This is a genomic window from Xanthomonas sp. NCPPB 3959 (genome assembly GCF_056675575.1).
The window spans coordinates 45,117-59,187 of sequence record NZ_JBWWVR010000012.1 but is presented as its reverse complement, the minus strand read 5'-3'; the positions used below and the strand labels follow the sequence as shown (position 1 = coordinate 59,187).

Sequence of the window (14,071 nt, the reverse complement as noted above, 5' to 3'; positions counted from 1 at the left end):
CCGCAAGCAACCGCCACTGCGATGAGTAACCCGCCTGCTGCGCGAACTGATTACACTCTGGTTTTCCGCAGCACGTTGTCATGGTCAAACCTTCAGAACGCGCAACGCCGGGCGCCCGCCCGCAGATGGCCGATATCGCCCGCATGGCGGGCGTGTCCGAATCCACCGTGTCGCGCGCACTCGCCGGCAGCCCGGTGGTGGCCGAGCGCACACGCGCCTACATCAAACAGATTGCCGCCGATGCCGGCTATCAGGTCGATCCGATCGCACGCAGCCTGCGCGCCAAACGCTCAAACACCGTGAGCGTGGCAGTGCCGATGATGCATGCACTCGATCAGCCGTTATCCGATCCCTTCATGATGACCATGCTGGCGTTGCTGGCCGAAGAACTCACCGGACGCGGCTACAGCATGCTGCTGTCCAAGCTGGATCGGCATCAGGATGGATGGGTGGAACAACTCGCCCGCGGCAGCCGCTCCGATGGCGTGATCGTGCTCGGACAAAGCTCCGAACACGATGCGCTCGATGCCGCCGCGCGCGACGGTCTGCCGATGGCGGTGTGGGGCAGCAAGATCGAAGGGCAGTCGTACATCAGCGTGGGCAGCGACAACTTTCAGGGCGGCGCGCTTGCCACCGAACATCTGATCGCCAGCGGCCGGCGCCGCATCGCCTTTCTGGGCGACGACAAACTGCCCGAGGTCGCACCGCGCTTTGCCGGGTATCGGCATGCACTTGAGCAGCACGGGCTGGAATTCGACACGCGCCTGCATGCGCGCAGCCACTTCCTCAGCGAAGACGCCTACCGCCTCACCCGCGCGATGCTCAAGAAGACCGACCCACCGGACGGGCTGTTCGCGGCCTCCGATGTGATCGCAGTCGGTGCGATTCGCGCCCTGGTCGAAGCCGGCCATCGTGTGCCGCAGGATATTTCGCTGGTGGGCTTCGACGACATCCCGCTGGCCGCCTACAGCCAGCCGCCACTGACCACGGTGCGGCAGGACTTGGGGCTTGCGGCACGCCTGCTGGTGGATCGGCTGTTGGCGCTGATCGCCGGCGAATCAGTGGAGTCGGTGGAAATGGCGGTGAAGCTGGTGGTGCGCGAGTCGGCTTGAAGCGGGGATTGGGGATTGGGGATTCGCAGATCGTCAGCTATCCCGACGTGTTAGCTGACGACTGCAACAACCGCTACTCCACTGCGGCACGCGGCTTGCGCAGACGCACGCACAACATCGCCACCGCTGCAGCCAACATCAGCGCGCCGGCAAGACGGATCACGTTGCGCGGGTCACCGTGCAACAGCCGCTCGTAATACAGCGGCAAGGTGACGATCTGGATCAGCATCGGCAGCACGATGAACAGATTGAACAGGCCCATGTACACACCGGTGCGCTCGGGCGGAATGCTGTCGGCCAGCATCAGATACGGGTTGCCCATCATGCTGGCCCAGGCCAGGCCAATGCCGATCATCGGCAGCAGCATCAGCCAACGGTCCTGGATGCCCGGCAACACCCACATGCCGATCCCGGCCGCGACCAGGCAGGCCGCATGCGTGTATTTCGGGCCGAAGCGGCGCACCACCGGCACCATCGCAAACGCCGCCAGAAACGCGATGAAATTGTAGAAGCCACCGATCTGCCCGTTGACCAGCCCCGCCTCACGGAAGCCGTGCGAGTTGGCTTCGGTGGTGCCGAACAACGTGGTCGACAACGACAGCACGATGTATTGCCAGTAGCAAAAAATCCCGTACCACTGGAACAGCATCACCGGTGCGAGCTGGCGCATGGTGGGCGGCATCGCACGCAAGGCACCGTAGATTTCGCGCACCGTCGCGCCCAACCCTGCACCGCTCTGGCGCATGCGGGCAATCTCGGCCGGCGCGATCGCCGGCTCGCGCACGCTGCGCGCGGTGAGCAGGATCGAGGCGGCAGAAAATCCCGCGCCAATCACGAACGCAGCGATGGTGACGTAGGGAATATGGTGCGCATTGGCGGCGTCCTGATTCATGCCCAGCCACACCAGTAACGGTGGGGTGAGATAGGCCAGCGTCTGCGCAAGACCGGTGAATGCGCTTTGCGTGAGATAGCCAAGCGGCCGCTGCGGCGGAGCCAGCACATCGCTGACCAGGGCACGGTACGGCTCCATCGCCACGTTGTTGGCCGCATCCAGGATCCACAGCAGGCACACCGCCATCCACAACGCGGTACTGAACGGCATCGCCAGCAGGCAGAGGCTGCACACCAGCGCCCCCAGCACCATGTACGGCATGCGCCGGCCCCAGCGGGTCACCGAGCGGTCGCTCCACGCGCCCACGAACGGCTGCAGCACCAGCCCGGTGATCGGCCCGGCCAGCCACAGGTACGGCAGGCTGGCGTGGTCGGCACCCAGATAGTTGTAGATCGGGCTCATATTGCTCTGCTGCAACCCGAAGCTGTATTGCACGCCAAAAAAGCCGGCGTTGAGCGCCAGGATGCGCAGGAAGGAAAGCGGTGGAGCATTCGACGACATACAAGATCCTGAGCTTGGGTGCGGCGATCGGTGGCCGCAGCGCACTGTACGCTGACGCTTATGCAATCGATTGTAACGCTGCGATGCAACACGCTTCCGCTTTGAAGATTGTGTCTTTCCAGCATGCATTGGATTGCTGCAATGCAGGATTGCAATCGATTGTATTACAGCGTATTACTGCGCTCGCACTGCAGGCCACACGGCCACTCCCTGGGAGGGGACGATGCAGATATCGGCACACCACCATCCGTGAGAGAGAGAACCGCGATGTCCACTTTGCACACCCTTCGCCTGCATGCCCTGGCCTGCGCGGTCGCCTCCTGCCTGTGCGTGCCTGCCGCGCTGGCGCAGGACGCCACCAGCGCACCCACCACCCCGCCGGCTGCCGACAGCGCCGCGGTCAATCTGGATTCGGTGTTCGTCACCGGCACCTCCACTGCCACCACCAAGTTGAAATCGAGCGTGTCGGTCAGCACCGTGGGGGCCGAGGCGATCGAGCAATCGGCGCCGCGCAGCACTGCTGAAATTTTCCGCAACATTCCAGGTATACGCTCCGAATCCAGCGGTGGCGAAGGCAACGCCAATATCGCCGTGCGCGGCCTCCCCGTCGCTTCGGGCGGCGCCAAGTTCCTGCAATTGCAGGAAGACGGTTTGCCGGTGATGGAGTTCGGCGATATCGCCTTCGGCAACTCGGATATCTTCCTGCGTTCGGATTTCACGATGGACCGCATCGAAGCGATCCGCGGCGGTTCGGCCTCGACGTTCACCAGTAACGCGCCCGGCGGCATCATCAACTTCATCAGCAAGACCGGCGACACCGAAGGCGGCAGCGTAGGCGTGAGCCGCGGCGTGGATTACGACAGCACGCGCGTGGACTTCAACTACGGCGCACCGTTTGCCGAGCATTGGCAGTTCAATATCGGCGGCTTCTTCCGCCAGGGCGATGGCGTGCGCGACGCCGGTTACACCACCGAAAAGGGCGGCCAGCTCAAGGCCAACCTCACCCGCCTGTTCGAGAACGGCTACGTGCGCGTGTACGGCAAATACCTCAACGACCGCGCCGCCGGCTATCTGCCGGTGCCCACCTCCGTGCGCGGCCGCGATGGCTCGCCGGACCTGGGCGGCTTCGCCGGCTTCGACCCCGGCAATGACACCTTGTACAGCCGCAATTTCCGCAGCGATGTGGGCCTGGACGGCAACAACCAGCCGCGCCGCACCGACCTGGGCGACGGCATGCACCCGATCTCGCGCACCATCGGCGCTGAAGCCTGGTTCGACCTGGGCAACGGCTGGAACCTGAGCGAGAAATTCCGCATCGCCGACAACAGCGGCCGCTTCGTCAGCCCGTTCCCGGCCGAAGTCGCCGATGCCGCCTCGCTCGCCTCTTCCATCGGCGGCGCTGGCGCGCAACTGGTGCAGGCCAGCGGCCCCGACGCCGGCCAGGCCTACACCGGCAACGCAATCCGCACGCATCTATTCAACGTAGCAATCAACGACCTGGGCAACGTCACCAACGACCTCAGCGTTTCGCGCGCGTTCGACGGCGATGACCGCACGCTCACCCTGCGCATGGGCTATTACAGTTCGCGCCAGACCATCGACATGGACTGGACCTGGAACTCCTACGTGCAGGCCCTGGGCCGCGACTCGCGCCTGCTCAACGTGGTCGATGCCGGCGGCGTGTCGCGCTCGCAAAACGGTTTGTACGCCTACGGCGTGCCGTTCTGGGGCGATTGCTGCAATACCCGCAGCTATGACGTGCGCTACGACGTCAACGCACCTTACGTGGCGCTCACCTTCGACAGCGGCAAGCTCAGCATCGACGGCAGCCTGCGTTACGACATGGGCGATGCACGCGGCAACTATTCCGGTACCGCGATCGCACAGAACCTGGACGTCAACGGCGATGGCGTGATCCAGCCGGTGGAACAACGCGTGGCCACGGTCGATACCGCCAACGCGCGGCCGGTGGATTACGACTGGAATTACCTGTCGTATTCGTTGGGCAGCAATTATCTGATCAACGACGACCTGGGCGCGTTCGCGCGCATCAGCCGCGGTGCACGCGCCAATGCCGACCGCCTGTTGTTCGGCGTGATCCGCGATGACGGCTCGGTGTCTTCCGACGAAGGCGTCAACGTGGTTCGCCAGACCGAAGCCGGTTTGAAGTGGCGCCGCGACGGGCTGAGCCTGTTTGCGACCGCGTTCTCCGCACGCACCCAGGAACAGAACTTCGAAGTGACCAGCCAGCGCTTCTTCAACCGCAGCTACAAGGCGCACGGCGTAGAGCTGGAAGCCAGCTACCGTTACGAAGGATTCACCGTCAACGGCGGCCTGACCTGGACCGATGCGGAAATCTCCAGGGACCAGATCACCCCGGAAAACACCGGCAATGTGCCGCGCCGCCAGGCCGATGTCGTGTGGCAGCTGACACCCAGCTATCGCGGCGACGGCTATCAGTTCGGCGTGAACCTGATCGGCACCACCGATGCCTACACCCAGGATTCCAACCAGCTGAAGATGCCCGGCTATACGCAGGTGAACCTGTTCGGCGATTACCGCGTGACCGATGCGCTCACCGTCGCGCTCAACGTCAACAACCTGTTCAACACGTTTGGCCTGACCGAAGCCGAGGAAGCCACGATTCCCGCCAACGGCATCATCCGCGCGCGTTCGATCGCCGGCCGGACCACCAGCATCAGCTTGCGCTACGACTTCTAAGGACCCCTCGCCGGATTCTTCCCGGCGCTTGCCAATGAGCACCTCCCCCATCGATTTCACTGTAGTGCGCGCAGCCTTTGCTGCGCCGTTGGATGCGCAGCGTGCCAGCGCGCTGTTGCCGCGCTTCGAGCAGCATGCGCCGCGTCTGCTCGACGCGCTGCAAGCGCTGTATGGGCAGCGCCCGGACTATGCGTCGTGGTTGACGCAGTGGTTGGGCGCGCTCGGCAACACTGCGCAACAGCGCCCGCAGCCACTGCAACAACTGGACACAACGCGTCAGCCCGGCTGGTTTGGCGAACAACACATGCTGGGCTACAGCGCCTACGTGGACCGCTTCGCCGGCACCTTGCAAGGCGTGGCCGAGCGTGTGCCGTATCTGCAGGAACTGGGCGTGCGCTATCTGCACTTGCTGCCGTTCCTGCGTGCGCGCGCCGGCGACAACGATGGCGGCTTTGCGGTCAGCGATTACGGCCAGGTGGAACCGAGCCTGGGCAACAACGACGACCTCATCGCACTCACCACACGCCTGCGTGAGGCCGGCATCAGCCTGTGCGCGGATTTCGTACTCAACCATACCGCCGACGATCACGCCTGGGCACAGGCCGCGCGTGCGGGCGACGCACGCTATCTCGATTACTACCATCACTTTGCCGATCGGGCCCTGCCCGATCAGTACGAAGCCACGCTGGGGCAGGTCTTCCCGCATACCGCACCCGGCAACTTCACTTGGGTGGATGACACTGCGCAGTGGATGTGGACCACCTTCTATCCCTATCAATGGGATTTGAACTGGAGCAACCCGGCGGTGTTCGGCGAGATGGCGCTGGCGATGCTGCAGCTGGCCAATCTGGGCGTGGAAGCATTTCGGCTGGATTCCACGGCGTATTTGTGGAAGCGCACCGGCACCGATTGCATGAATCAACCCGAGGCGCACACCTTGCTGGTGGCGCTGCGCGCGGTCACCGATATCGTGGCGCCCTCGGTGGTGATGAAGGCCGAAGCCATCGTGCCGATGACGCAGCTACCGCCGTATTTCGGCACAGGTGCGGATCAGGGACATGAGTGCCATCTCGCGTATCACAGCACGCTGATGGCAGCCGGCTGGTCGGCCTTGGCGCTGCAACGCGGCGACATTCTGCATACCGTCATCGCGCATAGCCCGCCGTTGCCGCACAACTGCGCGTGGCTGAGCTATGTGCGCTGCCACGACGATATCGGCTGGAACGTGCTGCAGCATGAAGCGGCCGGCAATGCCGCGCAGCCGCCGTTTGCGTTACGCGATGTCGCGCGCTTCTATGCCAATGATGTGCCGGGCAGTTACGCACGCGGCGAGAGCTTCCAGAGCAGTGGCGACGGTGTGCATGGCACCAATGGCATGGCCGCTGCGCTTGCAGGCATTCAGGCGGCGCAGGAGGCAGGTGATGCGGTGGCGTTGGACACTGCGGTGGATCGGTTGGTACTGCTTTACGCGATCGCGCTGGCGATGCCGGGCGTACCGTTGATCTATATGGGCGATGAACTCGCCTTGCCTAACGACATCAGTTATCGAGGCGACCCGCTCCGTCAGCACGAAGGCCGCTGGTTGCATCGTCCGGCGATGAATTGGCAGCTTGCAGCACACCGCGAGGATGCAGAAAGCTTGAGCGGCAAGGTGTATCGCCGGTTGCGTGCATTGATCCGGCAACGTGCTGCGCTTTCTGCTTTGGCAGCCGATCAGGCGTTGGGCAGCGTGGCGCTGGGCGATCCGCGACTGTTTGCGTTGACGCGTGGCGATGGTTTCTTGGCCGTCCACAACTTCGGCGATCAGCCGCTGACGGTGGAGCTTGCCGCGATCGGGGATGGCCGATGGACGTTGCTGGCTGATGACAGCGACGCAGCGGTCGAATCGCTGAGCGATGACATGCGGCTGGTGCTGCCGGCTTATGCGGTGCGCTGTTTGGAGCGTAGTGCCTGAAACGACATGGGGCAGTTCTGAAGCGCACTTCAGAGCGGATGATCTGCCCGAGCGGACGATCTGTGACCTGGCTGCGGGGCCCTTGCCCGCCCACCGTCGCAGGACACGCCGCAAGTACGTCCGTGTAGGCTCTTACGCGGCATCCATGCCGCGTAAGGTCCTGCGACGGTGGGCGGGCAAGGGCCAGTCGAGATGGTCGGTGCGCTTGGTTGCGAGTACTGGATTGCGTCGAGCTGTCGGATGCTGCGGCATTCTGAAAACGCACGACCAAGAGCAGCCGCAAAACTACTGCTCTAACCGTCAGTCGGGCGCGGCTGGTGCTCGGCGTCGGCATGTACAACTCGTACATGCCCGCTCCTTCGCCCCGTCCGCACCCACCTGACGACTAATCGCTACGTTTTGTGAGCTGCTCCAACTCAAAAGGCGCGGCTTTCTCCGGCGGTCAATGCACGACCACACGACATCCGTAAAATCAGCGCTTCAACAACTCGAGCAACGTCTCGGCGGCCTTTTCGGACGAGGCCGGATTCTGCCCGGTCACCAGCTTGCCATCGGTCACCACATGCACGCCCCAGTCGGCGCCCTTCTCGTAACGGCCACCGAGTTCGGTCAGCACGTCTTCGACCAGGAACGGCACGATCTTGGTCAGGCCAACGCCCTCTTCCTCACCATTGGTAAAGCCGGTGACGCGGCGGCCATTGACCAGCGGTTTGCCATCGCTGCCCTTGACCCGACGTAGTACGCCCGGCGCGTGGCAGACCAGGGCATGCGGTTTGTCGGCAGCGGCGAAGGCTTCGATCAAGGCGATGGACTGCGCGTCTTCGGCCAGATCCCACAACGGTCCGTGGCCACCCGGATAGAACACGGCATCGAAGTCCTCGGCCTTGACGTCCGCCAGACGATGCGTGCTGGCCAATGCCTGCTGCGCGTCGGCGTCCTGCTTGAAGCGCTTGGTGGCATCGGTCTGTGCGTCGGGCTCGTCGCTCTTGGGATCCAGCGGCGGCTGGCCGCCCTTTGGCGAGACCAGGGTGATGTCGGCGCCGGCATCCTTGAACACGTAGTACGGCGCGGCGAATTCTTCCAGCCAGAAGCCGGTTTTCTTGCCGGTATCGCCGAGTTGGTCGTGGGAGGTGAGCACCATCAGGAGTTTCATCGCATTGCCTCGTGTCGTTGCCCATCTCGGGCGAGGCGACCAGTGTGTGGATCAGCCCGTTGCAACATCGTGTAGAACGCGTCGGCACGATGCATACGGTTCAGCGCCACTTGCAGCGGGCCACACAATCGCGCGTCCCGCTGCATCCGCACGGGACGCGCGACTACCAAGAACGGCTAACAACACGTAGCGAGCAGTCCACAGGTGGTGCGGACGGCCGGAGGAACCGGGGTGTACGAGTGGCTATGCCGATTCCGAGCATTGGCCGCGACCGCCTGACGGTGAACACAGTGGTTGTTTCAGCTGCTCTAAAATCGCGGTGCGTGTTCGCACCTAACCGGCAAGTGTTCGCACCCTGTCGTAACGGCGCTCAGACATTCATCGCTGGCGGCTGCAGCTGATCCATGCGGATGCGATTGGCGAATAACGAGAACGCCAGCATGCCGGCCAGCCCGCTGACCCGGCTCACCCACGGCGGCAGCCAGCGCGGTGCAACCAGCACGCCGCTGTCGAACAAGGGCGCAAAGCGCGCCACATCGCCCAGCGCCATCTTGCCGGCAAACAGGTACCGGCACAGCTGCAGCTGGTCGCGCTGCAGGGAATGCCGGAAGAACGTGTGCACCGCGACCAAACCACGCAGATATACCGTGTCCTTGGTGAAGGCGCCGCCGCCTGCGGTGGGCACCCCGCGGAACACGCGTTGCGCCGAGGAAAAACTTTCGGTTGCGCCCTGCCCGCTGCTGGTGAAATAGCGGAACACCTCGATGAAGTCCGCACCCGAGCGCGCCATCGCAATCGCCTCGATGCGCAGGCTGATGCGCTTCATGCGTTCGATATCGATGCTACCGGTGATCTGCTCGGCGAACGTGGCCAGCCCTTCCTGGGTGGCCGTGGTGCGCGGCGAAGAGATGCCAAGGCTGGGCAGATGCACCTGCGCGCGGCCATTGAGTGCGGTCAGCGAATGCACCAGCGCTTCGTGATGGAACAACTGCGCGCGGTCGTAATCGCTGAAGGTCGCACCGCTGCGCAAGCGGATGCGATGCGCACCAGCTGCCGCTTTGGCCAGCAGATCCGGGTCCAGCGTAACGGTGATGACGCGGCCTTCGAAGAACGCATCCAGATCGTTCTGCAACTGCATGCGCAAGGCCGTCGCCGACACCGGCACCTGTTCTTCGGGCGCCAGCAATTCGCGATCCAGTTCCTGCGCAATCTGGATGAAGTGGCGTGCGGCCTCGCGCGTGGTCGGGCCGTTGCCCGGCATCGGGTCGTCGGGCACACCGAACAGTTGCGCCGAGTAATCGCTGACCGCGGTGGTGCCCAGCGATTCCAGCAGGCCGGCCGCCAGGCCCCAGCTATGCGCCGAGTCGATCAGATACGCGCCCAGCGGATGATGCGGATCGGCGGCCTTGGCAATCGCCGCCAGTTCGCGACGGGTATCGCCGAAATCCAGCGCCGGATACTCCACCTGCGGCAGCTCCGGATGGCCACGCGCCACGCTCTGCAAAAACGGCTCCTGCAGCGAGCGCGGCCAGCTGGCCAGAGCCAACAGACGCACGCCGCGCACCGCCTTGACCAGGCGCACATCCAGCGCCGCGTGATGGACGATGTCCGGCGGCGCCTTGCGCAGCGGCATTTCAGCGGCGCCCGGTGCGATCGACGCTGGCAGGCCGCCGGCCCGATCCCTTGCCCCGGTTGTTCTGCGCCAGGCGCGTGGCGAGCTTTTCGGCAGCAGCGGCCACTTCCACACGCAGCTTCATGTAGTTGGCAACGCGCTCCGGATCCAGCGTATCGGCCTCGATCGCCGCACGGACCGCGCAGCCGGGCTCGGCGATATGCGCGCAATCGTTGAAGCGGCATTGCGCTGCCAAGGCCTCCACATCCGAGAAACCGCCCTCGGCCAGGTCCTCTTCGCCAGTGGGCTTGAGCTCGCGCATACCGGGCGTATCGATCAGGCAGGCACCGGACGGCAACGGAATCAACGCGCGATGCGTGGTGGTGTGCCGGCCGCGCGAATCGTTCTCGCGCACCGCATTGGTCTTCATCTTCTGCGAGCCGAGCAAGGTATTGGTCAGCGTCGACTTGCCGGCCCCCGACGAGCCCACCAGCACTGCGGTGCGGCCATCGCCCAGCCACGGCTGAAGCGCAGCCACGCTCTCGGGATCCTTGGCATTGACCGCGCGCAACGCGATGTTCTGCGCTTCCAGTTCCTCCAGCACCGCCAACGCATCCTCAGCGTATTCGGTCTGATCGGCCTTGGTCAGCACCACCACCGGCTCGGCACCGCCGCCGCCGACCAGCAGCAGATAGCGCTCGATGCGGCGCGGATTGAAGTCCGCATCCAGCCCGCACACGATGAACACCGTATCGATGTTGGCCGCGATCACCTGCTGGTGGTAATGCTCGCCGGCCGCGCCGCGCTTGATCGAGGTGCGCCGCGGCAGCAAGGCCACGATGCGCTTGCCCTCCATCAGCACCCAATCGCCCACCGCCGCCCGCTCATGGCTGGGAAACCGCGGCCGCTGCCACTCTGGCAACGACTCCGCCTTGAGACTGGCCTCCGGCGTATCGGCCACCACATAGCCGGTGCGGTGCTGCTCCACCACCCGCGCCGGCATCGCCTGCGGATGCGCGGCAAAGACCGCCTGCCAGGCCGGGTCCTCGGCAGGGCCAGGCCAGGGCCAGCCGATGGATTGGAGGGTGTGGAAATCGGGGAGTGCGTTGCTCATGGGGCGATTCTAGCTGGCTGGCCGCAGTGGCTTGTGCAATCGGGCCCTGCGCCTGGACTGAAGCGCCCCTTGACATCGTTGCCGATGCAAGCATGCCCGCCTGTCATATTTCCGCTACCATGCCAAGCCTCACGCCTACAACCGGCCTGCCGTATGTCCACAGCCCAGCAAAAGCCGCTCGTCATTCGCGAGCGTCTGTCCGAAGTCCGCTACGAGATCCGGGGCGAGCTGGCGCGGCGAGCGCGGGAATTGGAGGCGCAGGGCCGCAAGCTGATCAAGCTCAATATCGGTAACCCGGGGGCTTTCGGGTTCCGTGCGCCAGAGCATCTGCAGCGCGCCATCGCCGACGACATGGGCCGCACCGATCCGTACACCCATCAGCAAGGCCTGCCGGAAGCGCGCGAGGCGATCGCCACTGCGTATGCGCGGCGCCAGCACCCGGACGCGCATCCGGATCGCATTTTTATCGGTAACGGCGTCAGCGAGCTGATCGACCTGTCGCTGCGTGCACTGCTCAATCCAGGCGACGAAGTGCTGGTGCCCTCGCCCGACTACCCGCTGTGGTCGGCGGCGACCATCCTCAACGACGGCCGCCCGGTGTATTACCGCTGCGCGCCAGAAAACGGCTTCCAGCCGGACCCGGTGGAGATCGAGACGCTGGTGTCTTCGCGCACCCGCGCCATCGTGCTGATCAATCCGAACAACCCCAGCGGCGCCAGTTATTCGCGCGAGTTGCTGGAGCGCATCGTGGCCATCGCCACCAAGCACAACCTGTTGCTGATGGTCGATGAGATTTACGATCAGGTGCTGTACGACGATGCCGCCTTCGTGCCGGTCGCGCCGCTGGCCGGCGCGCATCCGTGCATCACTTTCGGCGGGCTAAGCAAGGTGCACCGTGCGTGTGGCTGGCGCGTGGGCTGGGGGCTGCTGTCGGGCGAGCAATCGCGCATCAACGATCTGCGCAACGCGATGGACCTGCTTGGCGCCTTGCGCCTGTGCGCCAACGTGCCGGGCCAGTACGCCATCGATGCGGCGGTCAATGGGCCGGACACCATCTCGGCGCTGTGCGCGCCGGGTGGGCGTTTGTACGAAACCCGCCGTGCGGTGATCGAAGCCTGTGCGGCAAGTGAGCATCTGTCGCTGGTGGCACCGGCCGGCGCGCTGTACGCGTTTCCGGCGGTGGTAGGTCCCGCCGCGCGTAATTTCGATGACCACGAATTCGCGCTCGAGCTAATGAACGAGGAAGGCGTGTTGGTGGTGCCGGGCTCCAGCTTCAACGTGCCCTATCGCCATCACTTCCGCGTGACCCTGATGCCGGAGGCGACGGTGATGCGCGATGTGTTCGCGCGTATCGACCGCGCACTGGCTCGGCGCGCCGAAGCGGTCACCAAGGTCGTGCCGCTCAAGTCGCGCAGCGTGGCCTGATGGCGGCGCCTGGTACGCCGTTGCGCTATCTGGCGCTCGGCGATTCCTACACCATCGGCGAAGGCGTTGCGGCTGCGCAGCGCTGGCCGGTGCAATTGGTCGACGGTTTGCGTGCCTACGGCTGGAACGTGACGCCGCCGCAGATCATCGCCACCACCGGCTGGACCACCGACGAGCTGCAGGCTGGCATCGATACGGCCGCACCGCAGGGCCCGTTCGACCTGGTGAGTTTGCTGATCGGCGTCAACAACCAATACCGCGGGCGCTCGCTGGACGAGTACCGCAGCCAGTTCGATGCGTTGTTGCAGCGTGCGATCGGGTTCGCGGGCGGTCGTGCAGCGCACGTGTTCGTGCTGTCGATTCCCGATTGGGGGCTGACGCCGTTTGCGCATGCGCAGGGCGCCGATGCGGCGCTGATTGCCGCGCAGATCGATGCCTTCAACAGCGTCGCCTCCGATCTCTGCGCCAAACGTGCCGTACGCTTTGTCGACATCACCGCCACCAGCCGCGATGGCGGTGACGCGGCGGAGATGCTGGTCGACGATGGCCTGCATCCCTCTGGCGCGATGTATGCGCGCTGGACCGCATTGGCACTGCCTGCGGCGCGCGATGCCCTAAGCTAGCCGCGCAACACGCTCACTGCCAAGGAACGACATTGCAAACCACCGCCACCCAACCCATGAGCCGCGCGCAGGCGCTGGCGATCGCGCGCGCGTTTCTGCCGCCGCATCCGCTGGGCAATCGCTACGACTACTACTACACGCAGGCCAAACTGCGCACCGATCCGCTGTATCCGGGCGTGCTGGCCGAACTGCGCAGCACCAACGCGCCGGTACTGGATCTGGGCTGCGGGCTGGGTCTGCTCGCGCATGCATTGCGTGCCGATGGCCAGGCACTGGCGTATCACGGGGTGGATGTGGATGCGTCCAAGATCCGCCGCGCGCAACACATCGCGCAGCGCTCGGCACTGGGCAACACGCAGTTCGCCGTGGTCGATCTGAGCGTGGCATGGCCGCAACACCGCGGCAGCGTGACCATCCTGGATGTGCTGCAGTATCTGCAGGACGACATGCAGGCCAACCTGCTGCGCAGCGTGGCGCAGATGCTGACGCCGGGCGCGAAGCTGGTGATCCGCAGTGCCTTGGGCGATGCCAGCAGCCGTGGCCGCACCAGCCGCGTCACCGACGTGCTGGCGCATCTGAGCGGCTGGATGCAGCGCATGCCGCGCAGCTACCCCACCCGCGACAGCCTGCAGGCGCAGTTGGATGCCGCAGGTCTGCGCGCGACGTTTGCGCCGTTGTATGGCAATACGCCGTTCAACAACTGGTTGATCGTGGCCGAACCTCGCTGAGGCGGTGCACGAAGTGCTCGGCTCGCTTTAGAACGGCTGACAAAACGTAGCGAGCGGTCGTCCGGTGGGTGCGGACGGCGCGGGGGAACCGGGGGTGTAACGTGGTGTATGCCGCACCGAGCACGGCCGCGCAGTCGTTTTAACAGGCACTCTTGACGCTATGTGGATGATCCCAAGCTGCGTTGGTCGAGTGCGCGGTGCCCTCGCCGCTCGCGGGACACGCCGCAAGTACGTCC

General features: G+C 64.8%; 10 protein-coding genes and 3 other RNA genes. 7 read left to right on the top strand and 6 right to left on the bottom strand.

The features are described 5' to 3' along the window. Nucleotides 1-80: 80 nt before the first annotated feature. Nucleotides 81-1,112, top strand: a complete 1,032-nt coding sequence (locus AC1KVG_RS14950) for a LacI family DNA-binding transcriptional regulator (protein WP_481094907.1) — start codon at nt 81-83, stop codon at nt 1,110-1,112. Nucleotides 1,113-1,185: 73 nt separating this feature from the next. On the opposite strand, the gene AC1KVG_RS14945 is transcribed toward AC1KVG_RS14950, so the two are convergent. Further along, nucleotides 1,186-2,505 (bottom strand): MFS transporter, encoded by a 1,320-nt coding sequence (locus tag AC1KVG_RS14945; protein WP_481094906.1) that lies wholly within the window; start codon nt 2,503-2,505, stop codon nt 1,186-1,188. A gap of 267 nt (nt 2,506-2,772) precedes the next feature. On the opposite strand from AC1KVG_RS14945, the gene AC1KVG_RS14940 reads away from it, so the two are divergent. From AC1KVG_RS14940 to AC1KVG_RS14930, 3 genes are all read left to right on the top strand, one after another. Further along, the gene (locus AC1KVG_RS14940; RefSeq protein WP_481094905.1) at nt 2,773-5,226 is read left to right on the top strand and encodes a TonB-dependent receptor; all 2,454 of its coding nucleotides are present in this window, start codon (nt 2,773-2,775) and stop codon (nt 5,224-5,226) included. A gap of 34 nt (nt 5,227-5,260) precedes the next feature. Then, entirely contained in the window at nt 5,261-7,180 is a 1,920-nt protein-coding gene (locus tag AC1KVG_RS14935; RefSeq protein ID WP_481094904.1) for an alpha-amylase family protein, read from the top strand. 332 nt (nt 7,181-7,512) lie between these two features. Beyond that, nucleotides 7,513-7,588: non-coding RNA, sX9 sRNA (locus tag AC1KVG_RS14930), on the top strand. Nucleotides 7,589-7,652: 64 nt separating this feature from the next. Here the strand turns inward: AC1KVG_RS14930 and AC1KVG_RS14925 are convergent. The 4 genes from AC1KVG_RS14925 to rsgA form a co-directional block, all read right to left on the bottom strand. Next, a complete protein-coding gene (locus tag AC1KVG_RS14925) occupies nt 7,653-8,333 on the bottom strand; it encodes a type 1 glutamine amidotransferase domain-containing protein (protein ID WP_481094903.1) in 681 nt (226 codons plus the stop codon). Nucleotides 8,334-8,507: 174 nt separating this feature from the next. Then, nucleotides 8,508-8,580, bottom strand: a non-coding RNA gene (locus tag AC1KVG_RS14920) — sX9 sRNA. 123 nt (nt 8,581-8,703) lie between these two features. Then, on the bottom strand, nt 8,704-9,966 hold the full coding sequence (locus tag AC1KVG_RS14915) for a flavohemoglobin expression-modulating QEGLA motif protein (protein ID WP_481094902.1): 1,263 nt from the start codon (nt 9,964-9,966) through the stop codon (nt 8,704-8,706). A 1-nt stretch (nt 9,967) separates the two neighbouring features. Beyond that, the gene (gene rsgA / locus AC1KVG_RS14910) at nt 9,968-11,059 is read right to left on the bottom strand and encodes a ribosome small subunit-dependent GTPase A (protein WP_481094901.1); all 1,092 of its coding nucleotides are present in this window, start codon (nt 11,057-11,059) and stop codon (nt 9,968-9,970) included. A 153-nt stretch (nt 11,060-11,212) separates the two neighbouring features. Between rsgA and AC1KVG_RS14905 the strand changes: the two genes are divergently transcribed. From AC1KVG_RS14905 to AC1KVG_RS14895, 3 genes are read left to right on the top strand one after another with little or no spacing between them, the layout of a single operon-like run. Next, the gene (locus AC1KVG_RS14905) at nt 11,213-12,484 is read left to right on the top strand and encodes a pyridoxal phosphate-dependent aminotransferase (RefSeq protein ID WP_268214216.1); all 1,272 of its coding nucleotides are present in this window, start codon (nt 11,213-11,215) and stop codon (nt 12,482-12,484) included. Beyond that, entirely contained in the window at nt 12,484-13,107 is a 624-nt protein-coding gene (locus AC1KVG_RS14900) for an SGNH/GDSL hydrolase family protein (protein WP_481094900.1), read from the top strand. The genes AC1KVG_RS14905 and AC1KVG_RS14900 overlap by 1 nt, the downstream gene beginning before the upstream one ends. A 56-nt stretch (nt 13,108-13,163) precedes the next feature. Next, nucleotides 13,164-13,835, top strand: coding sequence for a methyltransferase domain-containing protein (locus AC1KVG_RS14895; RefSeq protein WP_176341988.1), 672 nt, complete (start codon nt 13,164-13,166; stop codon nt 13,833-13,835). 34 nt (nt 13,836-13,869) lie between these two features. On the opposite strand, the gene AC1KVG_RS14890 is transcribed toward AC1KVG_RS14895, so the two are convergent. Next, nucleotides 13,870-13,933, bottom strand: a non-coding RNA gene (locus AC1KVG_RS14890) — sX9 sRNA. Nucleotides 13,934-14,071: the final 138 nt, after the last annotated feature.